Raw genomic sequence first — 22,675 nt, forward strand, 5'->3', positions numbered from 1 at the left:
TCACCAGGCCCAGCTCGCGCAGTCGCGTAAGGCAGTATGCGTTGCAATACCCCTGGGTGCGCAGCGGTATGGGCGGAGTGCACTTGCTCTCCGGAGCACCTCGTGGGAGTCAGCGCCGAAGAGCTGGTGCCACCCGTCGATCGAGTGCCGTCCGTGCGGACCATGCGCAGATAGCTGGGCACTGTCGAACACGCTGACCGGAGACGACTCCTCAGGTCGCCGGCCGCGCCGGGCGGGCGGGGGCCCCGGCGGCGATCGCCCCGTACGGGTGTCCGGAGTGGCCGGTGGGGTGACAGCGGTGCTGCGCGTGCTCCCGGGAGCTCCTGGCCGAGGAAACTGTCCGCACGCACGTGGAGTCCGGAGTCAGGCCGGTGTGTAGCCGCGTTCCTGGACCACGTCGCGGGCAAGCCGGATGAAGGCGCGTGCGGCGGCGCTCTCGTAGGCGCTGTCTCTGCGCAACAAGGTGGCGACGCGGGTGGGCAGCGGAGGGTCGATGGAAATGGGGGTGAGATGGGGGTGGTCGTCGGTGATGGCGTCGGGAAGCACGGTGGCGAGCAGGCCGGTGCGCTGCACGATCTCGGTAAGGGCTTGGATGCTGTTGGCTTCCACAGCGATCGGCGGGCTGATGTGATGCTCAGCGAAGTAGTTGTCGATGTGGCTTCGGGTGACGAAGTCGCTGCTGAGGAGGGCGAGTTGCTGCCCGGCAAGGTCGCTCACCGGCAACGGCCGATCGCTGCGCGTATCGGGACGACTCGTGGTGACGACGAGGCTGAGGGTCTCGGTGAAGAGCGTGGTTGCGACGATCCCGGGCAGATGGGTTCCCTCGAACGCGATGCCGAGGTCCAGTTCGTCGGCCAGAAGTCCCGCTTCGATGCGGTCCTGCGTCATTTCCCGTACCTCCAGTGTGACGCCGGGGTAGCGGGTGTGAAGCTCCTGCGCGAGAGGGCCGATGAGATAGGCGGTGAAGGTCGGCGTCATCGCCAGGCGCAGATGCCCGCGGGAGAGGTCAGCCACGTCGAGGACAGCACGATCGGCCGCTGCCAGCTCCCGGAGAGCACGCTGCGCATAGCGCACATAGACCTCGCCCGCGTCGGTCGGGCGGACGCTGCGGCCACTGCGGTCGAGCAGTTGAACGCCGACAACTCTCTCCAGCTGCTTGATCTGTTGCGAGAGCGTCGGCTGCGAGATACGCAGTTCGTCGGCGGCGCGCGTGAAATTGCCATGCTCGGCCACCGCGATCAGATAGCGGAGGTGGCGTAGTTCCGGACCCATAATTGGAGTATAGAGCGGGTCAATCGACACTCCCACTAATACACTCCTTCACCTATGGGCACCTGCCTCGCGAGGGCCCCGGTGTCCGCTGCCCCGTCAAGAAGGTCTTCGACCAGCGGCTACCCGACAGCGAACCGACACCTCGGACCGTCTTCGGCACGTTGGCCGCGATGTTCGGCACCGTCCCGGGTATGGGCGGAGCCGGTGGCCACGGAACCGGTCCCTTCGATCTGCCGCTCTGCTCATGCACCGTACAGCGGGTGATGGTGGTTCCGGCTGCGTTGCCGCGCGGCAACGCAGCCGGAGCCCAGCCGTTTCGGCTCCGCCCACGGCATCCTGGGCCCGCCTCTTCGCGCGTGCATGGTGCCGACCAGCGACCTGCCGGGCACGGCCGTCACGCCTGCGGGCCGCCATCCGGTTCCCGCGCGCTCCTGCCGCATTGCCTTGCCCGGCGACCAGGGGGACTGTGCACCGCGGAGCGGCAGCAGATGCCGAAGCCTTCGTGGTTCGAGCCGGCCACGCCCCCGGGCGACCCCGCACCCGATATCCGATTCCCCTGACGGGCCCCCCTCCTGCGGTGAGCTATAGATCTGATCAATGGAAGTTATGGATATCAAGACTTGGACACTATAGGAGTCGCTCATGCATGGTGAACTTCGTCAGCCCGTCGGGCAGGCAACCACCGAAGGGAGTGACTGTGCACGACCTCACAGACGGCCCCGCGCGTTTCCGCCGCGATGTCTTTCCTGCCAAGGCGAGGCTGTTCGCCCGTCTGGCCATGACACACCGACCGAAGACGCTGTTCATCGGCTGTTCCGACGCCCGGGTCGTCCCCGAGCTGATCACGCAGAGCGAACCGGGTGAATTGTTCGTCGTCCGAACCGCGGGAAATCTGGTCCCGGCCTACGCCTCGGGACCGGACGGTGTCGCAGCAAGCATCGAGTACGCCATTGCCGTACTGGGCGTGAACGACATCGTCATCTGCGGTCACTCCGCATGCGGAGCCATGACCGCCCTGGCCGAGGAACACGACCTCAGCGCCACGCCGATGATCGCCGGCTGGCTGCGGCACGCGGACTCCGCGACCGCCCGCGCCGCTGCCGTCCCCGCCGCGCCAGGCACGCCCGACGTCGCCACCCTGGTACGGGCCAACGTCCACGCGCAGCTGCAGAACCTGGCCACCCACCCGTCGGTGGCTCGCGCCGTGGCCGCCCGGACACTCACCCTGCGCGGCTGGATATTCGACATCGCAACCGGAGCCATCGAGACGATCGGCGGCGCCGCGGTCGCGGCATGACCCACCACCCCGCCGAACTCGCCGGCCGCTCCTCAAAGCCGGTACCCCAGAAAGGAATCCTTCTCATGACACACGCCCAGTTCGACCCCACCGCGCGCCAGGTCCTCGCCGCCACAGCCGTCGAGGCCAAGACCCGCAAGGACCTGACCTGGCAGCAGATCGCCGATGCCGCAGGCCTGTCGGTCGCCTTCGTCACCGCGGCGGTGCTCGGCCAGCACGCTCTGCCGGAGCAGGCCGCCAACGCTGTCGCGGAGCTGCTGGGCCTGGACGCCGACGCAGTGTTGCTGCTGCAGACGATCCCGACCCGTGGATCGATCCCCGGCGGAGTTCCGACCGACCCGACCATCTACCGGTTCTACGAGATGCTCCAGGTCTACGGCACCACTCTCAAGGCCCTTGTCCACGAGCAGTTCGGGGACGGCATCATCAGCGCGATCAACTTCAAGCTGGATGTGAAGAAAGTCGCCGATCCGGAGGGCGGCGAGCGCGCCGTCATCACACTCGACGGCAAGTACCTTCCCACCAAACCCTTCTGACTGTCCGTCCATTGGCCGCGGCGGGCCGGGAGCGCGACACTCTCCAGCCCGCCCCCTCTTCTCTTCCCCCGGGACACCGCCTGCCCACCAGGCACTCCCTTTCCACCGGAGGCCTCCGCATGGACTTCATCCAGCGCACCATCGACATCGCCCGCCAGAACATCGAAGAGGGCGGGCGCCCCTTCGCCACCGTCATCGTCAAGGACGGCGAGATCCTCGCCGAAAGCCCCAACAAGGTCGCCCGGACCTCCGACCCCACCGCACACGCGGAGATCCTCGCCATCCGCGAGGCCTGCAGGATGCTCGGACACGGAGCACCTGGTCGGCGCCACCATCTATGTGCTCGCCCACCCCTGCCCCATGTGCCTGGGTTCGCTGTACTACTGCTCCCCCGACGAGGTCGTCTTCCTCACCACCCGCGATGCCTACGAGCCGCACTACGTGGACGACCGGAAGTACTTCGAACTCGACACCCTCTACGACGAGTTCGCCAAGGACTACCCCGAGCGACGCCTGCCGATGCGCCACGAGCCGCAGGACGCGGCCGTCGAGGTCTACCGGCTGTGGCAGAAGCACAACGGCGGCAATCGGCGTGTCCCCGGGGCACCGACCGCCGCGTAGGACGCGACGGGCCACACGCGCAGCGCAGTAGCCCGACGTCTCCTTCGCGTTCCGGCGCTGTGGTCGTTTCGGCGTCCGCGGCGCCCGAGCGCCTGGGAAAACGCGACGACGACACCACGCCAAACATTCTCTCTGACCGTCGCACGGGACGCGGGCTGCCGGGTCGCCTGCCTGCCCGGCGAGATCACCGAAACCATGCGCGCCGCTCCCCTCCCCGGCTTCCTCACCGACCTGCTGACGGGCCGGATCACCGGCAAGGAGCACCGGGCCTTGAACGACGCCGAGTTCGAGGAACGCTTCGGCGAACCACGCCTGATGCGCCGACCTGGGATGAGTCCGTGGACTCCACCGTCGCCCGCGCTCATCAGCACGCTGCTGGGGCGCGAAAAAGGCCCGCTCTGCGGTGAGGTAATCGTCGGGTCGCCGGCCTCGCTGACGCCTGCGCAGCGGCTGCGGGTCGCCTTCGGCTGAAATAACGCTTGGACACCGCGGGCGCCCCCGCGAGACACTGCGATTCCTGGCCTCCCCGTACTCGGACGGCTGCGTCGCCACGAGCAGCGCGGGGGCTCCGCCGTCGTGCCCCGCCTCCGGAAGACGACCTGGGCGAAGGCACTCACTCGAGCCGAAGCTCCGCACGGACATGGGGCAACGGCTTCTCCCCGGAGAAGCGCGTGACGAGCTGCCGCACGACAACACAGGGGTGGGATGGGATTGCCTGAATCGCGCGAGGTTCCGCCCGGCGCGGGCTCAGTGCGCCTCGCCCTTCGTTACTACGGGCGGGAGTTGGCCCGGCTCCGACGGCTGACGGTGCCCGCGATGCTGCTTCCGGCACTGGGCAACATCGGCATCAACTACATCGCGCCGCTGCTCGTCGCGAAGCTCGTCGGCCGGATCGCCGGCGACTCCGGAATCGCCATCGGCTCGACGCTGCCCTACATCCTCGGCTTCGCCGGCGTCCTGCTGCTCGCGGAGACGCTGTGGCGCGTCGGCCTGCACTGTCTGAACCGCATTGACGCCCTCGGCATCGAGCACCTGTACGTGATCGGGATGGACGAGCTGTTCGCCAAGGACGCCACGTTCTTCCACGACAACTTCGCCGGGTCGCTGACCAAGCGGGTCCTGAGCTTCGCGTCCCGCTTCGAGGAGTTCGTCGACACGCTGACTTTCTCGGTCGTGGGCAGCTTCGTGCCCCTGCTGTTCGGGTCGGTGGTGCTCTGGCGCTACGAACCGCTGCTCGTTGTCGGGCTCTTGGCGATGATCGCGCTGACGGCGCTGTGCGTGACGCCCCTCATCCGCCGCCGCCAGACGCTCGTTGATCAGCGCGAGGAGGCGATCGCCCGGGTGTCGGGCCACGTCGCCGACAGCCTGATGAACATGGACACGGTCCGGGCGTTCGCCGCCGAGGAGCGCGAGGCCGCCGAGCACCGCTCCCGCGTCGCGGTGTCGAGGCGGCTCACGTTGCGGTCGTGGGACTACGGCAACCTGCGCATCGACACACTGGTCGCACCGATGTCCGTGCTGACCAACGCGCTGGGCCTGCTGCTCGCGGTCGCCATCGGCGGGGGCGGGCACGGCGTGGAGGCGATCGTGGTCGCCTTCACGTACTACACCAATGCAACGCGCATCATGTTCGAGTTCAACCAGATCTACCGCCGCCTGGAGAGCTCGATGACGGAGGCCGCGCAATTCACCGAACTGCTGCTGAGGCCGCCGACCGTTCTCGACCCGGCCGCGCCGGAGCCGCTGCTGTCCCGAACCGCCGACGTCCACTTCGACCACGTGACCTTTGCCCACGCAGGCGCCGAACCGCTCTTCGAGGGCCTCGACCTGGCTGTGCCCAGCGGGGCGAAAATCGGTCTCGTCGGCCGGTCCGGCGGGGGCAAGACCACACTCAGCCGACTGCTGCTGCGGATGGCGGACATCGACGCCGGCCGAATCCTGATCGGCGGTCAGGACATCAGCATGCTGCGCCAGGCCGACCTGCGCAGCCTGATCGCCTATGTGCCGCAGGACCCGGCAATGTTCCACCGCACGCTGCGGGACAACATCGCGTTCGCCCGGCCGGACGCCACCGACGCCGAGATCCGCCGCGCGGCCGAGGCGGCACACGTCACGGAGTTCGCCGACGCGCTGCCGGACGGCTTCGACACCATGGTGGGCGAGCGAGGTGTCAAGCTGTCCGGCGGACAGCGCCAGCGGGTCGCCCTTGCCAGGGCGATCCTGCGCGACGCGCCGATCCTGCTGCTGGACGAGGCGACCAGCGCCCTGGACTCCGAGAGCGAAATCCTCGTCCAGGAGGCGCTGTGGCGGCTCATGGAGGGGCGGACGGCGCTCGTGGTGGCGCACCGGCTCAGCACGGTCGCCACCATGGACCGGCTCGTCGTCCTCGACCGCGGACGGATCGTCGAACAGGGCACGCACCAGGAGTTGCTCGCGTCGGACGGCGCCTACGCGAAGCTGTGGCAGCATCAGTCGGGCGGCTTCCTCGACGACACCCCCGCGCGGGCCGACCTGCGCTGAACGCGAGCCCGGTGCTCGCGCCGCACATGTGGGGCACCGAGTTCCTGCCGCAGACGTCGATCCTGCCGCTCGTCGATCTCGTCATCACGCACGGCGGCAACAGCACGAAGACCGAGGCCCTCCGCTTCAGCAAACCGATGGTGCTGCCACCGTTCCAGGATCCGTACGACAACGTGCAGCGGATGGACGAGCTGGGCTTCGATATCCGGCTGGACACCTACCGCTTCACGGACGGGGAACTGACAGGGACAGTGGAACGGCTGCTCGCGGACGCTGCTGCGCTCGGCCGGCTCCCATGACGACCCGGCACGCGTGATCAACGTCGGCTCCATCGACGGTCTCCACGTCAGTCCCCTCCCGGCCTGCTCCTACGAGGCCGGCAAGGCCGGACTGCACCACCTCGCCAGGGTCCTGGCCAAGGAACTCGGCCCGCAGGGCATCACCGTCAACGCGGTCGCCCCGGGCCCCTTCGAGTCCAAGGTGATGGCCGCCACGCACCCGGGCGGTGCCGGAGGCCGACGGTACGTACCGGATCACCGGCACCAAGATGTGGATCATCGCGGCAACCATCGCCCGGGCCGGGGTGGCCGGCGGCGAGGCGGCCACGCTCGCCAACCGGTTGGAGCAGGTCACGGCCCGCGTCGAGCGGACCACGGCCAGGCTGTGGGCGACCGGAGACCCGGCAACGGCCCTGGCAAACGCCTCTGTCTACCTGGAAGCCGTCGGCCATGTGGTGCTGGCCTGGATCTGGCTGGAGCAGTTCCTCGCGCTCAAGGACCACGCGGACGACTTCCACCAACGCAAGCGGCAGGCGGCCCGGTATTTCTTCCGCGTGGAACTCCCGTGAACGGGACGGCAGTTCGACCTGATCGACAGCCTGGACCGCACCGCGGCCGACAACCGGGCCGAGTGGTTCTGACCCATGGGTCCGCGAATCCTCGTCTTCTGACGAGGAATCCGGGAACGTCTCCACACAGGCACCGCCCGGCGGGGCCTGTGTGGCGGGCGGCCCGGCGGTGCGGGACTCATCGACCGGCATCAGGTGCGCGCGCGGATCCGCCAGCTGTGGTCCACCGGCCCGACGCCGGCCCCCAGCGCGAATCCCGCCGCGATCGCCGCGGTGACGTAGTCCTTGGCCCGGCATACCGCATCCGGTACCGGGTGGCCCTGCGCCAGGCCCACCGCGATGGCCGAGGCGAGCGTGCAGCCCGTGCCGTGGGTGTGCCGGTTGTCGTGCCGCGGGGCGCGCAGCCAGTGCTCCGCCTCGCCATCCGTCAGCAGGTCGGTCGCCTCACCCGGCAGGTGGCCGCCCTTCACCACCACCCAGCGGGGCCCGTACGTGAGCAGCCGCGCGGCAGCGCGGCGCATACCTGCTTCATCCGTCACCGTGATGCCGGTGAGCTGCGCGACCTCGTCGAGATTCGGCGTGGCCACCGTCGCGACCGGCAGCAGCGCGGTGCGTACGGCATCCAGCGCGTCGTCGGCCAGCAGCTTGTCGCCGTGCTTGGACACGCTCACCGGGTCCACGACGACCGGGGCCGCCACGTCCGACAACAGCCCGGCGACCACCGTGACCAGCTCGGGCGAGGAGAGCATCCCCGTCTTGACCGCCTGGACGCCGATGTCGTCCACGACACTGCGGTACTGCGCGCGCACCGCCTCCACGGGGAGTTCCCATGCGCCTTGCACGCCCAGGGAGTTCTGTGCCGTGACAGCCGTGAGCACGCTCATTCCGTGGGCGCCGAGCGCCAGCATGGTCTTCAGGTCGGCCTGGATTCCGGCTCCTCCGCCGGAGTCGGATCCGGCGATCGTCAGCACGCGGGGCGGCGCGGTCATGCGTGGCTCTCCTCTCGGTTGCGGGTCCATGCCCGGGCGTATGCGCGGGCTGCTGCTCGGGGGTCCTCGGCGGCGCAGATGCCCGAGACGGCGGCGGCACCCGCCGCCCCGGCATCCCGCAGGCGTGGCAGGTCGGCCGGGGTGACGCCGCCGATGGCCACGGCCGGCAGGTCGCTGAGCCGGGCGAGGCGGGCGAAACCGTCATGGCCGAGTGCGGCCGGGGCATCCGCCTTGGTCCGGGTCGCGTGCAGCGCGCCGATGCCGATGTGGTGGACGCGTGCCGGATCCCCGGCGGCGGCGCGCAGTTCGTCGGGGGTGGCGGCGCTCAGACCCAGGACCGCGTGCTCACCGATCAGTTCGCGTACCGCGGCCGGCGGCAGATCCGACTGGCCGACGTGGACCCCGGTGACGCGCGCCCCGGCTGCCCGGGCCGCCAGGAACACGTCCACCCGGTCGTTGATGATCAGCGCCACCCGTTCGGGGAGGATGGCGGCCACCTCCAGGACCGTCCGCAGGAACTCCCTCCCGGCGGCGTGCTTCTCCCGGATCTGCACGGCGGTGACGCCTCCGGCCACGGCCCGTGCAACGGTCTCGGCCACGCTCCGGCCGCGGGCCGCGCACCGGGCCGCGTCCGTGACCAGGTAGACCGACAGATCCACCGGTGCCGCGGTCACGAGAGCACCGCCCGCTCGGCAAGGTCGGATTCCTCCAGTGCGGCAAGCGCGTCGAGGAACGAGACGGCGAAGCTGCCGGGCCCGGAGGCCTCCTTCGCGGCGAGCTCGGCGGCGACCGTGAACGCGGTGACGGCAGCCACCGTCGCGGTGAACCGGTCCTCGTCGACCGCCGCGAAGGCAGCCATCACCGCCCCCAGCGCACAGCCGCCGCCTGTCACCCGGGTCAACAGGGCATCCCCATGGGCGTTCCGGGCACTGCGCATCCCGTCGGTGACGAAGTCGACGGGCCCCGACACGGCGACCACGCAGTCGGCCGACCGTCGGCGGGCAGCCCGCCGGATACATGCGCCAAAGGCATGGAAGACATCCCTCCGCCAGTACGAACTGGTTCAGGTTCGACGGGTGTGATCTCAGCCCTCGAATGGGGCACCCCGTGTCCGGTACGACGGACAGACTAACCCGATCGCTCCGGCCCTCACATCGCCGGGACCGGTACTGCGAAAGGATCTCCGACAGGAACAGCTCCCCCGGACGGCCCGTCCTGCCTGCGGAGGGCGGGGGCGGGCAATGAGCAGGGCCGCGTCACCGGAACGGGGCCCGGACAGCAGGGTGGTCGGCACGGCACCGCAGAGCTGCTCGAGCGGTCGTGCGGGGCCGGCCACGGTACGGGGCAGCAGGTCGGGCCCGGCATCGGCATCCGGGTCCGGTGCCTGGAGGAGGCCGTCGGTGCCCAGCGCGAGGAGGAAGTCTTCCGCGAGTCGGCGTTCAGCGGTTTCGAAGGGCAGCCCGCCACGCGGCCTGCCCCAGCGCCTCACCGTCATCGCAACACGTGACCACCGCGGTGCCCTGCCTCCGCGTGCTCGCTCACCTCTGGCCGAGCTTGATGTGCTCGGTCAGGTTGCCGAGTTCGCTGCCGAGTTTCTGCACGGGGTCGGCGAAGGAGGCCAGGACGGACTCGATGTCGGCCACTGCGGCCGTGTGATGCTCCATGACGGCTGCGTGCTCCAGCCGTGCCCACACGGCGGCTTCGGCCACCAGCGCGTCGCGCTGAGGACTGGCAACCGGGTGCTGGGATGCCTGGGTGAGCAGCTCGCGGGCCCTCTGGGCAGGGGTGCTGTCGTTCATGGACTGAATCTTTACAGCGGAGGCAGGGCGACGTGCGGTTTCGGAGGCGGGACACCCGGGCCGAGCCGGTGGTGGGACTGGCACAGTATGCAGACGAGATCGCCGTAACCGGTGACGGTCCCACGATCTCCCTTGCCCGGCCGGGGGCTCGTCCCGGACACGGCCGTCCATGGCGCGGCGGGGATGCCCGGGCGGATGATCTCGGCATACGGCCGTTCAGCCGTCGGCCCGCAAGGCGTGGAGCAGCATCGGCAGCGAGGAGTGCAACTCACGCTGCCAGTACGCCCAGCCGTGGGTCCCCGGGCCGTAGAAGTGGGTGGTCACGTGCTTCGCGCCCTGGCGTTCGAGCTCGCTCGCAAGGGCCTGGTTCTGCCTGTTGAAGTCCGCCTCGAGCGCGCTCGTGGCGCCCGGCGGGTCCAAGGGGCCGGTGGTGCCGTCACCGCAGGACAGGTGGACGGGGATCGACCTGAGGCGCTTGGCCAGGTGGAACGGGTCGTGGGCCGCCCAGATGTCACGTTGCGCAACCGGGTCGCCCCAGACCCTCAGTGGGTCGGTGCCCTGACCGGCGAAGAACCCCATGATGCGGTTGACCGACTCGTCGCCCAGCAGCGGGTGCACAGAGCCGGAGTACGCTGCGGCCGCCTTGAACATCCCGGGGTGCCGGGCGGCGTACAGCAGGGCGCCCTGACCACCCATCGAAAGTCCCGCCACGACGCGGTTCCTGCTCGCCCCCCAGTCGTGCTCGAGGAGAAGGCGCAGTTCCTTGGTGTGGAAGGTCTCCCATGCCGGGTCACTGCCCTGGCCGTAGTTCCACCAGTCGCTGTACCAGCCGTTCCAGCCTGCCTCCGGCATGACCACGAGGACATCGCGCAGGCTGTCGGTCCGCGCAACGTCGGTCCGACTGGTCCACGACGTGTAGTCCCCGCAGCAGCCGTGCAGCAGCCAGAGGGTCGGCCAGTGCCGACTCCGGTCGCCCGGGTCCCAGCCATCGGGCGTGAGCAGACGCACGTTCACCGTCCGGCCGCCGAGGGCCGGCGAACGGACCGACAGGTCGACCTGCCGGTCGGCGACCTGGGCGACCGCGACGACCTCGGCCCCCCGGGAGGAGGGCCCGAACCCGCCCGCTGCCCCGGCGGGTGACACTGTCGACGCGGTGGCCGGCGCCGGCGGGGTCGACGCCAGGGTGAGCAGCAGCGCGGCAAGGACGAGCAGGAGGCGGGCTCGGCGGATCGGGATGGCGGTCATGGCGGCTCCTGGCGGTCGGTGGTCACTGGCTCGGGCGTTCTCGGACCGGGCCCGGTCAGCCGCGGTCGGGCAGGATCAACAGTGCGTCCCCGACGGGGCGTTCACCGGCCGCGTCGGACGGGGCGTTGATCACTTCACCGTCGACCACCATGGTGGTCGAACCGCCGCCGTCAAGATTGACCGCGTCGCGCAGGCCGAGTGCCCGGGCGACGGCGGCGCTCTCGGGGATGCTCAGCCCGAGCGCGTCCGTGCTGCGTCCGTCGGCCGTGACCAGTACCGTCCTGCCTGCGGCGTCCACCCCGGCCAGCGTGCGTGGATTGCGCTTGTGCACCCAGCCGTAGTAGAAGCTCGCGTTGCCGGGCTGCACCATCCCGTCGGTCGCGGGCGTGACGTGCAGTCGTCCGTCGCGGACCAGTTCGGGACCGCCGTTGAGGATGCTGGTCGCCCGGGACGGGGAGACCTTGCGGCCGCTGTCGTCCCGCAACGTCCTCTCGACGTGCAGGGGCCGGCCGACCTGCGCCAGGTCGGCCAGCTCGGCGACGCGGGTGCCGGTCGCCTGCACGGAGCTGCCGCCGGCCGGCAGCGGTCCGCCGCGTGGTGAGCGCAGTTCCAGGACCCGTCCGCGGGTGTCCAGTACGGCCTCGAGGCCGTCGCCCCGCGGCGTCTGCTTACCGTACTCAGGCGTGAAGGCGATCAGCTCGTCGCGGTCGGTGCAGGTCACGTCATGCAGAGGCAGCGAGGTCGGAGTGTCGTCGGCGGTGCCGCCGCAGTTCCTGATCAAGCCCGGTACGCGGTCGATGCCGTCCAGGGGTTGCGACGCGTCCCGGCCGACGACCCGCCCCTTCCAGGTGAGCCGGGCGACCCTGCTGTGCCGGCCGGAGTCGTGCATCACCAGGCCGGGGCGCCCGTTCACCGGCTCGCTCAGCAGCCGGCCGTCGTAGACGCCGACGCCGGCCGGATCGCCCGGCGCTCCGGCTCGCGGGTCGAGGACGAAGAACCCGGCGTTGACCGCTGCGGTCGCTCCGGCCGCGTCCGACAGCTCACTGGTCTTCTCGCGGTTCTCCAGATCGGGACCGTACGACGCCTTGAGCCCGCCGCGGAACTGGTCCGGGGCGATGGTGAGCACGTCGATCCGCCACGGGCCACGGTCCGCGGGGTTGCCGTCCCAGCCGGTGTATACGGCGGACCCGGTGTACCCAGCCCCTCTCAGCCGGGTGAGTTCGGCCGTCGCGGCGGACTGCGAGTCGAACTGCCCGACCCGGACCCGCCACCCAAGCGTTCCACCGGCGTAGTCGGCGACGGCCGGAGTCGTGACTTCCTCGACCCGGGCGTCGAAGCCGTCCCCCTGAACGTCGGCAGTCAGCTCGTCGGCGCTCGCCCGGTCCTTCAGCGCCGTCGGCGGCGCGTCGGGGTCCGGCGAGGTGGCACCGCCGGGTATGGCAACCTCGACCGTCCACGCAAGCGCCTGGGCGTCGGCACCGCGCACGATCCGCGTGAGGGTGACACCGGGCTGGAGCGTCCGCGTGCTGCGGGTCTCGGTCAAGCCGACGGCGCCCAGCGGCAGGGCACGTGTCGGCCCCGGACGCGGCTCGGAGGAGGCAGGCGCCGGCGAGGCGCCCACCACAGCCAAGAGGGCCAGGACCGTACACGCACCGAGCACCTTGCTGTTCATGGACCCCCTTGGAAAGATCGGCCCAGCAACGGTGCGTGTGGAAGCGACCGCCAGTCAAGACGTGTGCACGTCATTACTCGCTCTGTTGCCCCTGGATCCGCTTGAGCACGGACTCAGCTGGAACGAAGTCGGCCAGTGATGCCCCGGACGGTCGGCCCGCCCGTCCTCCTGTCCGGGGCGCGGACTCAAGTGCCAAGTGGCTTACGAGTTCGCCCTCGTCTGCCCCGTCCAGTCACGTCGAGCCACACCTGACGGGTCAGGCCGACCGGTTCACAATCCCGTTGGGGCGACGTCGGTCGCCAGGACCGAGCGCTGCCGGCTGGCCTTCAGCCCGGTCATGGAGATCTACGGACGCCCCCTGGCCAAGATGCCCACGGAACCGTCCGCCTTCCCTTCCGCCGAGACCGTCATCGCGTTCGTAGCAGCCGGAATGGCGGCACCTACCGCAGCTCAGGCCAAGGCACCGGCGAGCGGATCACGACGTGAGCGAGGTGCCGGCAGCCATCATGGGCGCAAGGCATTCGGCCCACCCTTTCGACGAAGCGCACCGATCCAACTGATCTGTGACGGTGGGGCGAGGTGACAGGCACTTGCGCGGGTCAGACCTCCGCCGTCCGGCGAGAGCCTCGATGGTCCCGATCGTCTGGTCGACAACCATTGGATACGGGCGGGAATACGCGACGTGAAGCAGGGGCCGCACCGGGTCCACCGCGAGCCTCTCCACACCGCCTTCCCTGCGGCAGCTCACGTCACCGCCGACTGCTGTACCGCGCCTCTGACTCTCACCAAGCGCCACCTGCTGCGCTCGACCGCCACCAAGAAGCTCACGCCCGGCACGTGCACTCTCGCGATCCAGGTCAACGGACGCCGGTTCCCCGAGGTGCCGCTCCAGGTTCTCCAGTCATCCACGCTTCGGCCCGAAGCGTGACGTGATCCTTCGTCTCCCCGCGCAGCCCCAGGCCCAGACGCTCACCGCCCCGGGGCCCCGGCTGAGCCGCCAGGGCCTGGCCGGCCGTGCCCGCACATCAGGCGCACTGGCTGAGGCATTCCCCCGTGAGTGTGACCCAGACCCGGTCGAACGATTTTGAACAACGGCCGCCGCAGTGTGACTTCGCGCGATAGGTGGCCAGGGGTGCTCGGATCCGCACTGGTCAGCCCTCCGTGACGATTCGTCGACCGCTAGTTGGCCATCGGGGATCCGAACTGCATGGCCGGGTCTGATTCGGGAGACCGACGTGCTTCGGCCCCCTGCTGCTGGGCAGCTCGGGGGCCGAAGGGGTGCCGTCCTCGCTCTGACTCAGGTCACTGGATTCCGGTGGCTCCGGTCACCATGCGTTGATGACCGGCGCGTCGGGTTCGTGCTGCCGCCAGGCCTCGTTGAGGCGCGCGAGCCGGTCCGCGGCGGCGATGCCGCGCAGGGACGCGACCTTGCCGTCGCTGACCTCGAACGCCACAGCGCCCACGACCCGGTCGTCGACCACGGCGAGGACGGCCGGGGAGCCGTTGACCAGCGCGATATGGATGGCGGGGGAGCCGCCGGCCAGCCGCCGCTTCGCCGGCGTGGGCTTGAAGCCGGCCCGCGCGAAGGAGGCGACGCGCTCGCGCGTCTTGTACCGCAGCAGCCGCTTGCCCAGTCCGGCGCCGTCCGAGACCGCCGTCACATCGTCGGTGAGCAGCGCCACCAGCCGTTCGGTGCGCCCCGACGTGGCAGCGGCGAGGAACTCCTCGACGACCCGGCGCGCGGACGCGGGGTCGGCCTCGCCGCCGCGGCGGCGCTCGGCGGCGACCCGGATTCGGGCCCGGTGGACATGCTGCTGGCTCGCGGACTCTGTGATGTCGAGGATCCCGGCGATCTCGGCGTGGCTGTACGAGAAGGCCTCGCGCAGGACGTAGACGGCCCGCTCGACCGGCGAGAGGCGCTCCAAGAGGGTCAGTACGGCCAAGGACACCGATTCGCGCTGCTCGAAGGTGTCGGCCGGGCCGAGCATCGGGTCGCCCTCGAGGAGCGGTTCGGGCAGCCAGGCACCGGCCGCTCGCTCGTGGCGCGCCTGCGCCGAGCGGAGCCGGTCGAGGCAGAGGTTGGTGACTACCCTGGTCAGCCACGCTTCCGGCACCTCGATCCGTTCGCGGTCTGCTGCCTGCCAGCGCAGGAACGTGTCCTGCACGGCATCCTCGGCGTCGGCGGCCGAGCCGAGCAGGCGGTACGCGAGCGAGGCCAGCCGGTCCCGGCCGGCCTCGAACCGATCGATGGCGACGCTGTCCATGGGGCACAGGTTATGCGGCGACCCGCGCATCGGACCGGTCCGGTGCGGTGGCCAGGCGGCGCTTGCGCTTCGGCATGCCGAAGGTCGGGTGGGCGATGCCCCACCCGGCCCCCTTGAGCACGCCCGACTTGAGCCGCGCGGCGGTCCGGCCACCCAGGTACCAGGACTTCGGCCGGACGTCCCCGTCCACCATCTGGAAGATCGCGTCCCGCCGCCCGAGGCTGATGTGGTTGCCGTAGTACTTCAGGCCGGTGGTCGGGACCTCGCTGCCCGTCAGGCGCGCGATGATCGCGGCGGTCGCCTGCATGTTGGTGAAGCCGGCCGAGGCGCAGGACATCGGCAGCGGCCGGCCGTTCTCGCCGATCGCGTAGGCGCAGTCACCGGCGGCGTAGACGTCCGGGTGGGAAACCGAGCGCATGGTGCGGTCGACGACGATCTGACCGGTCTCGGCGACCTCCAGGCCGCTGGCGGCCGCGATGGGGTGCACGGCGAACCCGGCCGACCACACGGTCACGTCGGCCGGGATGGACGTACCGTCGGCGGCGATCGCCCGTGTCGGCTCGACGGCTTCGATGCCCGTGTGCTCGTGGACGGTGATGCCGAGCCGGTCGAAGGCCTGGCGCAGGTGGCGGCGGGCCTTCGGGGAGAGCCAGGCGCCCAGCTCGCCGCGCGCGGCGAGCGCGACCGAGAGGTCGGGCCGGGACTCGGCGAACTCGGTGGCGGTCTCAATGCCGGTCAGCCCCTCACCGACGACCAGCACGGTGCCGCCCTCGCCCAGGCCGGCCAGGCGCTCGCGCAGACGCAGCGCCGAGGACCGGGCGGTCACATCGAAGGCGAATTCGGCCACGCCGGGGACGCCATGGTGGGCGACCGAACTGCCGAGCGTGTAGAGAAGCGTGTCGTACGCGAGCTCGCCGCCGCCGTCCTCGCCGGTCACGGCGACGGTCCTGCGCTCGGGGTCGACGCCGGTGACGCGTGCCAGGCGCAACCGCACCCCGGTGCCCGCGAATACGTCGGCGAGCTTGCGGAACGCGAGGTCCTGGCCGATCGCGAGCTGGTGGAGCCGCATCCGCTCGACGAAGTCGGGTACGGCGTTGACGACGGTGATCTCGGTGTCGGCGGGGGAGAGCCGGCGGGCCAGGTTTCCGGCGGCGAAGGCCCCGGCGTATCCGGCGCCGAGTACGACGATGCGGTGCTTCATGGCGTTGCTCCTGTCTCGTTGGCGTGCCCCTTGAACGAGACGGCGCCCCGATTGCTGACAAGAGCCTGGTGTGACGCGGGTCACTCAACTGAGACGAGAGGCTGAGCCTCCGACAGGCGCTTGCGCCTGTCTTGGGCAGTCGAAACGGGGCGATGGCCAACTACGGATCGAGATGGCCAACTATCGGTCGGCGTCACACGCAGCCCGCATGACCGATCACCACGATCAGAAAATGAGTTCAAGAGGTCCTCTCGAAAGTGCCGTGACGGGACCGGATTCAGCGCGTTTTTAGAGCACCAGTACCACTCATGCGCCCAGACGGAGGACACCCTGAATCCTGCACCGACTCCCGTGCATCGGTTTCTCGGATTCGAACGGCGGCGGCCCGTCATGGCTCTTCCCACCCCTGGGGTACAGAGGTTGGCACCTTCGCCGGCCGCTCAGCACAACCGGATGCGAGGTAGGGGCATGAACGAGGAAGCTGATGACCACCGCCGCCCTCACAGTCGTCGGCTCCGCGCAACCTGGTGGCCCGGTCGCGGGGTGCCGCGACGTCGCCTCCGCGGATGCGGAGGACCCCGAGCGCGGACAGCAGGTAGCTGAGGGCGTCGGCCATGACAGTGACGACCGGGCCGAGCAACCCTATGAGTGCACCACCGAGGGGCGGGCCCGCCGCGGTCGCCACCCAGCTCGTGCCCTCGAATCTCCCGTTCGTCACAAGGAGGTGATCGCTACGGACGAGATACCTCGGATACGCGCCCGGCTGCGGCAGTGAAGGCGATGCTCGCGGTCCCGAAGATGACCGAGACGAGCAGCAGTTGGCCGTATGACAGCAAGCCTAGAACGTACGCGATCGGGACACTTGCCATCGCGACGAACCGGATCAGGTCCATCGCGATCACCACCGGACGCTTGACCCGGTGCTCAATCCACGGCCCGAGCGAAACGCAACAATCGCCGCGACGGCAAGCCCGGCCGCCTCCAGGAGCGACATGGCGAATGCCGGCGAGTGCAGCACTCGATCCGCGATCAGCGGGAACGCGCCGAAGGCAATCCACGTACCGTATGTACTGACGGTGTAGGCCGACCACAGCCAACCGAAACAGCGCCCCAAGTGCACGCGCATGCGACTCTCTCGCGACAACCGATGTTCGGGTCTCTGAATCACACCGGTCGCACCGTCTCGGGATCAAGCAACCGACTCCCGGGCGAGCCACAACCATCAGTTGGGCACGTTTATGCTGGATCAATGGATACCAAGGCGGTGCGATCGTTCGTCCGCGCGGCCGAGCTCGGACAGCTGCAACAGGCGGCCGACGAGCTCGGCGTAACGCAACAGGCCGTGTCGAAGCGGATCGCAACCCTCGAGCGCGAACTCGGCGTCCGGTTGTTCACCCGCACCGCCCGAGGGGTCGAGCTGACACTCGACGGCCAAGCTTTCCTCCCGCACGCCCGGAACATCATCACGGGTGTCGATCGCGCCATCACCGCGATCAGACCGGGCTCGCGGGCCCTTCGGATCGACGTTCTCGGCCTGCGATCCGCGCAGGCCGTCGTCCTGCACGACTATTGGCGGTCACATCCCGAAACCGACCTCGACGTGGTGACCCTCAGGGTCAACGACCCGCGCGTGGCAGTCACCGCCGTCCAAGCAGGCGATATCGACGCCTCGTTCCGCTCGATCACCGACCCGGCCACACTGCCGCGCGACGTGCAAATGATCCACGCGTTCGCCTCCCCGCTGGAACTCGTCGTCGGCCCGAGGCACCCGCTCGCCTCCGCACGAACACTGACACCATCCCAGCTGCGCCGGCACCGGATCTGGGTGCCGGGTATCGCGCCGCGAAGTGAATGGGCAGAGTTCTACGATCAGCTCGCCACCGACTTCGACCTCCGCATTGACGCCGCGGGCCCGAACTTCGGCAACGAGGTACTCCTCGACATCCTCGCGGACTCCGCAGACGTGGCAACCCTCGTAGGCTCGCGCGACCGGTACATCTGGCCGCCGAACTACGACCTACGCCGCATCCCGATCGTGAATCCGACGCTCGCATACCCGCTCTCGCTCATCTTCCCCCGAGCGAATCCACACCCAGGACTCCGGGCAATCATCAACCACTTCGGAACCCTGGCACCGCTCCCCGAGACAGTCTGGCTCCCATCCTGGGCAACGACACCACGCCGCAGCGACGGAAGCATCGAACACACCCGACGCTAACGCCAGCGAGACACCTCGCCCAGCTCCGTGCCGAGGGCCACGACATCGAGGACGAGGACGTCGCCCGACTGACGCCGCTCAAGGACCGGCACATCAACTTCCTGGGCCGCTGCCTGTTCAACATCAAGGCCAGCGGCCCCGGCCAGGGGGCCCCCTCCGCGACCCGGACGCCACCAAGAACGTCTTGGGCCGCGAGGACTGACAGCAGATGCGCCCGCCCCCGTCGGGCCGTTCATTGTGAACCGGAGGACGCGGCGGCGGGTGTCCGGGATTGAGGAGAAAGGGAACACCATGGCACGCACGAAAGTCCGGCCTCTGGGCTACTGCTCCCTCTGTACTCGGGCCTGCTGGCAGGACGCGGATGGGGCGGCGTACACCGACGCGGTGTCGGAGTACGCCGCCCTGGAGCGGGACGAGCTGCGGACCGCGGTCCTCAAGCTGCTGACCGGTCCTTCTCCGGCTACTTCGGGTCCCGATTGAACAACGACTTGGACCAGAAGCAGCCGAGCACGGCCGGCCCCAGGCACCAGGCGACGGCGAGCCACCCGTTGTGGCCGATCTCGCTGCCCAGCAGCAGCCCGCGCAGCGCCTCGATGGCCGGGATGAACGGCTGGTACTCGGCGATCGGCCGGAACCAGCCCGGCATCATGTCGGCCGGGATCAAGGCGCTCGAGATGAGCGGCAGGAGGATCAACGGCATTGCACTGTTGCTTGCCACCTCGGCGTTCGGGCTGGACGGGCCATCCCGACCGCGATCCAGGTCAGCGCCAGGGCGAACAGTGCCAGCAGCCCGAACGCCGCCAGCCCCTCCAGGGCGGTGGCGTCCGTGGGCCTGAAGCCGATAGCCACGGCGACGGCACCCACGAGGACCACGCTCATCACACACTGCAGCACGCTTCTGACGACGTGCCCGATGTGCAGCTCGCCGAGGGCGGGCACCTCGTGCTGCCGCTGGAGATCCACGGCTACACCCGCTCGATCACCCTCCAGCGGCAGGGAGATGTACTGCGCGCACGGGGCTTCACGCACTGCGGGTTCGTCCGTGACCAGGACGAGCACGCCCGGAACACCCCGGTCGTCGACCCGTTGGACGGCCGGCTGCAGATCCGCTTCGAAGACGGCCACCCCGTGGCAACCGAGAGACTGGAGGAGGCGCTGCACAGGCCGCGCCACGAGGTGGCCACGGGCGTGACCGTGGGCAGCGACGTGCGCTTCGGCTCGCTGCAGCTGTTCGCAGCCACGACGCCGCCGTCCTTCTGCCGCCTGGCCGTTGACCGCAGCAAGGACACCGGCATCACCCGGATCGCGAAGGGTGCAGACGCGCCGGCGATCCTCGGCAAAGTCTCGCTGGCGTGCCCCACCCACCGCCAGACCCGGCACGGCGACAACCCTGCCGATCGACTGCGGGAGTTCGCCGTCCGCGCGTTCGGCGACCGGAGGCCGGGGGCCGGTGCTCGCCTCGCGGTTGGCGGCCATGGTCCGGGCCTGGGACCGCGATGTGCGAGACGGTGACGACCCGGCCCTGACCGTCCACCCGGCGGGCACCCCCGATCACCGACTGCCCGCCGGGGACGTCCTGGACAAGAAGCACGCCCGCCTGCTGTTCCAGTGGCCGGGCCGTGACGTCCTGCTCCCGGCCCCTGTTGAGCGGTGCGACTGACGACTCCAGTCGACACATAACGGCGACAACTGTCATCAAGATCTCCAACGTCGGACCTGACGGGAGACCGGGGACTGGCGGCCTGACGCAGCGCGACTGATGACCGCGGAGGGTCACGCCAGAAATAGCGCCTGGGACTCTACGCAGCAAGGCGCCAAAAAAGCCCCTGAGCGCCCCTCTGTCGCATTTTCAAGGGGACGAGGCAGGGGGGATTGGCTTAGTCGGAGCAAGGGTCGCACAGTGGCACATGGGGGCGTTCTCACCCCTCCAGTAAGGGGCATCTCCGATATCCTGGACAGCGTCCCGGCAGTCAACGGCCCCGAGGCCCGTGAGCCTCCGGGGCGCTGTTTGGGCTGCCGTGCCCTGTCTCCGCCAGCTGTCCGGCCGCTCCCGCACCGTGGTGCGGGAGCGCGGTCTGCCATGCCCGAAAGAGAGCATCTGTGACCACTTACGACACTCACACCGCCACCGATACCCCCGGATCCCAACAGCCCGGCCATGCGGGGGCGACGTCGTATGACGCCCACGCGATCACTGTTCTGGACGGCCTGGACGCCGTACGCAAGCGGCCCGGGATGTACATCGGGTCCACGGGAGAGCGGGGGCTCCATCACCTGGTGCAGGAGCTCGTGGACAACTCCGTGGACGAGGCACTCGCGGGGGTGGCCGACCGTATCGACGTGACGATCCTGGCCGACGGCGGGGTGCGGGTGGTCGACAACGGCCGCGGCATCCCGGTGGGGATGCACCCGGTGGAGAAGCGGCCGGCCGTCGAGGTGGTACTGACCGTGCTGCACGCGGGCGGGAAGTTCGGGGGCGGCGGGTATGCGGTCTCCGGCGGCCTGCACGGTGTGGGTCTGTCGGTGGTCAACGCCCTGTCCACCCGGCTGTCGGCGGAGATCTGGACCGACGGCCACCGGTGGACGCAGGACTACAAGGACGGCGCTCCCACCGCCCCACTGGCCCGCCACGAGGCCACCTCCCGGACAGGTACCTCGCTGACCTTCTGGGCAGACGGCGACATCTTCGAGACCACCGAATACTCCTTCGAGACGCTGGCCAGGCGCTTCCAGGAGATGGCCTTCCTCAACCGCGGGCTCACCCTGACCCTCACCGACGAACGGCCCTCCGCGCGCTCGACGGCCAGGGCCGACGAAGCCGACTCGGACCCGGCAGCGAAGACGGTCTCCCACCGCTACGACGGCGGCATCACCGACTTCGTCGCCTACCTCAATGCCCGCAAGGGCGAACTGGTCCATCCCTCGGTCATCACCATCGCCGCCGAGGACACGGAACGGCTGCTGTCGGCCGAGGTCGCCCTGCAGTGGAACGGCCAGTACACCGACAGCGTGTACTCCTACGCCAACGCCATCCACACCCATGAGGGCGGCACCCACGAGGAGGGCTTCCGCACGGCCCTGACCACCGTGGTCAACCGCTACGCGCGGGAGAAGAAACTGCTGCGGGAAAAGGACGCCAACCTCTCCGGCGAGGACATCCGCGAGGGCCTGACCGCGATCATCTCGGTCAAGCTCGGCGAGCCGCAGTTCGAGGGCCAGACCAAGACCAAACTCGGCAACACCGAGGCGCGCACCTTCGTGCAGAAGATCGCCCACGAGCACCTGACCGACTGGTTCGACCGCAATCCGAACGAGGCCGCGGACATCGTGCGCAAGGCCATCCAGGCGGCCACGGCCCGGGTCGCGGCCCGCAAGGCGCGCGACCTGACCCGCCGCAAGGGCCTGCTGGAAACGGCGGCGCTGCCGGGCAAGCTGTCCGACTGCCAGTCGAACGACCCGGCGATGTCGGAGATCTTCATCGTCGAAGGAGACTCCGCCGGCGGTTCGGCGAAATCCGGCCGCAACCCGCAGTACCAGGCGATCCTCCCGATCCGCGGCAAGATCCTCAACGTGGAGAAGGCCCGGATCGACAAAATTCTGCACAACCAGGAGATCCAGGCGATCATTTCCGCGTTCGGCACGGGCGTGCACGAGGACTTCGATATCGCCAAGCTCCGTTACCACAAGATCATCTTGATGGCGGACGCCGACGTCGACGGCCAGCACATCAACACCCTGCTGCTGACCTTCCTGTTCCGCTTCATGCGGCCACTGATCGAGGAGGGTCACGTCTACCTCTCCCGCCCCCCGCTGTACAAGATCAAGTGGAGCCGGGACCACGTCGAATACGCCTACTCCGACCGCGAACGCAACATGCTCCTGGAGCGGGGCCGACAGGACGGTCGCCGGATCAAGGACGACTCCATCCAGCGCTTCAAGGGCCTGGGCGAGATGAACGCCGAGGAACTGCGCGTCACCACCATGGACCCCGACCATCGCGTCCTCGGCCAGGTCACCCTGGATGACGCGGCCGTCGCCGACGATCTCTTCTCCGTCCTGATGGGCGAGGACGTCGAAGCCCGCCGCCACTTCATCCAGCGCAACGCCAAGGACGTCCGCTTCCTCGACATCTGACCCTGGGCGCCGGCCTCCCGCCCCCTCGGGACGCCCGACCCGAAGCCCCGCCACTACCCT

The 22,675-nt window shown here is 69.6% G+C and carries 22 protein-coding genes, 4 pseudogenes and 1 riboswitch; of the genes and pseudogenes, 14 read left to right on the forward strand and 12 right to left on the reverse strand.

Annotation, left to right across the window (positions count from 1 at the left end; genetic code table 11):
• Positions 1-363: 363 nt before the first annotated feature.
• Entirely contained in the window at positions 364-1,272 is a 909-nt protein-coding gene (gene cynR, locus IEZ15_RS25440) for a transcriptional regulator CynR (RefSeq protein WP_189279538.1), read from the reverse strand.
• A gap of 697 nt (positions 1,273-1,969) precedes the next feature.
• Here cynR and IEZ15_RS25445 point away from each other — a divergent pair.
• The 8 genes and pseudogenes from IEZ15_RS25445 to IEZ15_RS25480 all read left to right on the forward strand — a co-directional run bounded on the left by IEZ15_RS25445 (position 1,970) and on the right by IEZ15_RS25480 (position 7,093).
• On the forward strand, positions 1,970-2,569 hold the full coding sequence (locus tag IEZ15_RS25445) for a carbonic anhydrase (protein ID WP_189279513.1): 600 nt from the start codon (positions 1,970-1,972) through the stop codon (positions 2,567-2,569).
• Positions 2,570-2,634: 65 nt separating this feature from the next.
• On the forward strand, positions 2,635-3,105 hold the full coding sequence (gene cynS / locus IEZ15_RS25450; RefSeq protein WP_189279514.1) for a cyanase: 471 nt from the start codon (positions 2,635-2,637) through the stop codon (positions 3,103-3,105).
• A 119-nt stretch (positions 3,106-3,224) separates the two neighbouring features.
• Positions 3,225-3,726 (forward strand): annotated as a pseudogene (locus IEZ15_RS46785) (nucleoside deaminase).
• A gap of 195 nt (positions 3,727-3,921) precedes the next feature.
• Positions 3,922-4,197, forward strand: coding sequence for a hypothetical protein (locus tag IEZ15_RS25460; protein WP_189279515.1), 276 nt, complete (start codon positions 3,922-3,924; stop codon positions 4,195-4,197).
• A gap of 234 nt (positions 4,198-4,431) precedes the next feature.
• Complete coding sequence (locus tag IEZ15_RS25465; RefSeq protein ID WP_189279516.1) at positions 4,432-6,246, forward strand: ABC transporter ATP-binding protein; 1,815 nt, start codon at positions 4,432-4,434, stop codon at positions 6,244-6,246.
• 11 nt (positions 6,247-6,257) lie between these two features.
• The gene (locus tag IEZ15_RS25470) at positions 6,258-6,545 is read left to right on the forward strand and encodes a glycosyltransferase (protein ID WP_308427441.1); all 288 of its coding nucleotides are present in this window, start codon (positions 6,258-6,260) and stop codon (positions 6,543-6,545) included.
• Positions 6,523-6,726: pseudogene (locus IEZ15_RS25475) on the forward strand (SDR family oxidoreductase); the annotation flags it as partial. The gene IEZ15_RS25470 and the pseudogene IEZ15_RS25475, both read left to right, overlap by 23 nt.
• A gap of 25 nt (positions 6,727-6,751) precedes the next feature.
• The gene (locus IEZ15_RS25480; protein ID WP_229846108.1) at positions 6,752-7,093 is read left to right on the forward strand and encodes an acyl-CoA dehydrogenase C-terminal domain-containing protein; all 342 of its coding nucleotides are present in this window, start codon (positions 6,752-6,754) and stop codon (positions 7,091-7,093) included.
• Between the two features lie 191 nt (positions 7,094-7,284).
• Here the strand turns inward: IEZ15_RS25480 and thiD are convergent, their stop codons facing one another.
• The 7 genes from thiD to IEZ15_RS25515 form a co-directional block, all read right to left on the reverse strand.
• Complete coding sequence (gene thiD, locus IEZ15_RS25485; protein WP_189279517.1) at positions 7,285-8,082, reverse strand: bifunctional hydroxymethylpyrimidine kinase/phosphomethylpyrimidine kinase; 798 nt, start codon at positions 8,080-8,082, stop codon at positions 7,285-7,287.
• The gene (gene thiE / locus IEZ15_RS25490) at positions 8,079-8,756 is read right to left on the reverse strand and encodes a thiamine phosphate synthase (RefSeq protein ID WP_189279518.1); all 678 of its coding nucleotides are present in this window, start codon (positions 8,754-8,756) and stop codon (positions 8,079-8,081) included. Before thiE ends, thiD begins: the two co-directional genes overlap by 4 nt.
• Positions 8,753-9,052, reverse strand: a complete 300-nt coding sequence (locus IEZ15_RS25495) for a hydroxyethylthiazole kinase (RefSeq protein WP_229846109.1) — start codon at positions 9,050-9,052, stop codon at positions 8,753-8,755. The genes thiE and IEZ15_RS25495 overlap by 4 nt, the downstream gene beginning before the upstream one ends.
• 53 nt (positions 9,053-9,105) lie before the next feature.
• A riboswitch (TPP riboswitch) is annotated at positions 9,106-9,200 on the reverse strand.
• Positions 9,167-9,577, reverse strand: coding sequence for a SpoIIE family protein phosphatase (locus IEZ15_RS47175; protein WP_189279519.1), 411 nt, complete (start codon positions 9,575-9,577; stop codon positions 9,167-9,169). Its footprint overlaps the riboswitch before it by 34 nt.
• A 43-nt stretch (positions 9,578-9,620) precedes the next feature.
• Positions 9,621-9,881, reverse strand: coding sequence for a hypothetical protein (locus IEZ15_RS25505; RefSeq protein ID WP_189279520.1), 261 nt, complete (start codon positions 9,879-9,881; stop codon positions 9,621-9,623).
• A gap of 216 nt (positions 9,882-10,097) precedes the next feature.
• A complete protein-coding gene (locus IEZ15_RS25510; protein WP_189279521.1) occupies positions 10,098-11,126 on the reverse strand; it encodes an alpha/beta hydrolase in 1,029 nt (342 codons plus the stop codon).
• A 55-nt stretch (positions 11,127-11,181) separates the two neighbouring features.
• Positions 11,182-12,798, reverse strand: coding sequence for a phosphodiester glycosidase family protein (locus tag IEZ15_RS25515; RefSeq protein WP_189279522.1), 1,617 nt, complete (start codon positions 12,796-12,798; stop codon positions 11,182-11,184).
• A 682-nt stretch (positions 12,799-13,480) separates the two neighbouring features.
• Between IEZ15_RS25515 and IEZ15_RS25520 the strand changes: the two genes are divergently transcribed.
• On the forward strand, positions 13,481-13,726 hold the full coding sequence (locus IEZ15_RS25520; protein WP_189279523.1) for a YhaZ family DNA alkylation repair protein: 246 nt from the start codon (positions 13,481-13,483) through the stop codon (positions 13,724-13,726).
• Between the two features lie 397 nt (positions 13,727-14,123).
• Here IEZ15_RS25520 and IEZ15_RS25525 read toward each other — a convergent pair whose 3' ends face one another.
• From IEZ15_RS25525 to IEZ15_RS47785, 3 genes and pseudogenes are all read right to left on the reverse strand, one after another.
• Complete coding sequence (locus IEZ15_RS25525; RefSeq protein ID WP_114242625.1) at positions 14,124-15,062, reverse strand: sigma-70 family RNA polymerase sigma factor; 939 nt, start codon at positions 15,060-15,062, stop codon at positions 14,124-14,126.
• Positions 15,063-15,072: 10 nt separating this feature from the next.
• Positions 15,073-16,263: an NAD(P)/FAD-dependent oxidoreductase gene (locus IEZ15_RS25530; protein ID WP_189279524.1), complete on the reverse strand. Its 1,191-nt coding sequence runs from the start codon at positions 16,261-16,263 to the stop codon at positions 15,073-15,075.
• A gap of 496 nt (positions 16,264-16,759) precedes the next feature.
• A pseudogene (locus tag IEZ15_RS47785) lies at positions 16,760-17,389 on the reverse strand (MFS transporter); the annotation flags it as partial.
• Positions 17,390-17,512: 123 nt separating this feature from the next.
• On the opposite strand from IEZ15_RS47785, the gene IEZ15_RS25540 reads away from it, so the two are divergent.
• Complete coding sequence (locus IEZ15_RS25540; protein ID WP_189279542.1) at positions 17,513-18,481, forward strand: LysR family transcriptional regulator; 969 nt, start codon at positions 17,513-17,515, stop codon at positions 18,479-18,481.
• A 291-nt stretch (positions 18,482-18,772) separates the two neighbouring features.
• Entirely contained in the window at positions 18,773-18,961 is a 189-nt protein-coding gene (locus IEZ15_RS25550; RefSeq protein ID WP_189279526.1) for a hypothetical protein, read from the forward strand.
• Here IEZ15_RS25550 and IEZ15_RS25555 read toward each other — a convergent pair.
• Positions 18,942-19,408, reverse strand: a pseudogene (locus IEZ15_RS25555) (ABC transporter permease); the annotation flags it as partial. The gene IEZ15_RS25550 and the pseudogene IEZ15_RS25555 overlap by 20 nt on opposite strands.
• Between IEZ15_RS25555 and IEZ15_RS25560 the strand changes: the two are divergent.
• From IEZ15_RS25560 to gyrB, 3 genes are all read left to right on the forward strand, one after another.
• Positions 19,388-19,993, forward strand: coding sequence for a class I SAM-dependent methyltransferase (locus IEZ15_RS25560; protein WP_189279543.1), 606 nt, complete (start codon positions 19,388-19,390; stop codon positions 19,991-19,993). The pseudogene IEZ15_RS25555 and the gene IEZ15_RS25560 sit on opposite strands and share 21 nt — an antisense overlap.
• Positions 19,980-20,141 carry a hypothetical protein gene (locus tag IEZ15_RS25565; protein WP_189279527.1) on the forward strand — a complete coding sequence of 54 codons (162 nt, stop codon included), beginning with the start codon at positions 19,980-19,982 and terminating at the stop codon, positions 20,139-20,141. The genes IEZ15_RS25560 and IEZ15_RS25565 overlap by 14 nt, the downstream gene beginning before the upstream one ends.
• A gap of 440 nt (positions 20,142-20,581) precedes the next feature.
• Positions 20,582-22,615: a DNA topoisomerase (ATP-hydrolyzing) subunit B gene (gene gyrB, locus IEZ15_RS25570; protein WP_189279528.1), complete on the forward strand. Its 2,034-nt coding sequence runs from the start codon at positions 20,582-20,584 to the stop codon at positions 22,613-22,615.
• The last annotated feature ends 60 nt before the right edge of the window (positions 22,616-22,675 follow it).

Origin of the sequence: Streptomyces atratus, from assembly GCF_014648655.1 — a bacterium.
GTDB lineage: Bacteria > Actinomycetota > Actinomycetes > Streptomycetales > Streptomycetaceae > Streptomyces > Streptomyces atratus.

What these genes read in the sequence shown, in the direction of transcription:
- IEZ15_RS25550 (WP_189279526.1), top strand. Translation starts at nt 18,773, where the DNA reads ATGGCACGCACGAAAGTCCGGCCTCTGGGCTACTGCTCCCTCTGTACT.
- cynR (WP_189279538.1), bottom strand. Translation starts at nt 1,272, where the DNA reads ATGGGTCCGGAACTACGCCACCTCCGCTATCTGATCGCGGTGGCCGAG.
- IEZ15_RS25530 (WP_189279524.1), bottom strand. Translation starts at nt 16,263, where the DNA reads ATGAAGCACCGCATCGTCGTACTCGGCGCCGGATACGCCGGGGCCTTC.
- IEZ15_RS47175 (WP_189279519.1), bottom strand. Translation starts at nt 9,577, where the DNA reads ATGACGGTGAGGCGCTGGGGCAGGCCGCGTGGCGGGCTGCCCTTCGAA.
- IEZ15_RS25460 (WP_189279515.1), top strand. Translation starts at nt 3,922, where the DNA reads ATGCGCGCCGCTCCCCTCCCCGGCTTCCTCACCGACCTGCTGACGGGC.
- cynS (WP_189279514.1), top strand. Translation starts at nt 2,635, where the DNA reads ATGACACACGCCCAGTTCGACCCCACCGCGCGCCAGGTCCTCGCCGCC.
- IEZ15_RS25515 (WP_189279522.1), bottom strand. Translation starts at nt 12,798, where the DNA reads ATGAACAGCAAGGTGCTCGGTGCGTGTACGGTCCTGGCCCTCTTGGCT.
- IEZ15_RS25510 (WP_189279521.1), bottom strand. Translation starts at nt 11,126, where the DNA reads ATGACCGCCATCCCGATCCGCCGAGCCCGCCTCCTGCTCGTCCTTGCC.
- IEZ15_RS25505 (WP_189279520.1), bottom strand. Translation starts at nt 9,881, where the DNA reads ATGAACGACAGCACCCCTGCCCAGAGGGCCCGCGAGCTGCTCACCCAG.
- IEZ15_RS25465 (WP_189279516.1), top strand. Translation starts at nt 4,432, where the DNA reads ATGGGATTGCCTGAATCGCGCGAGGTTCCGCCCGGCGCGGGCTCAGTG.
- IEZ15_RS25525 (WP_114242625.1), bottom strand. Translation starts at nt 15,062, where the DNA reads ATGGACAGCGTCGCCATCGATCGGTTCGAGGCCGGCCGGGACCGGCTG.
- IEZ15_RS25540 (WP_189279542.1), top strand. Translation starts at nt 17,513, where the DNA reads ATGGATACCAAGGCGGTGCGATCGTTCGTCCGCGCGGCCGAGCTCGGA.
- thiD (WP_189279517.1), bottom strand. Translation starts at nt 8,082, where the DNA reads ATGACCGCGCCGCCCCGCGTGCTGACGATCGCCGGATCCGACTCCGGC.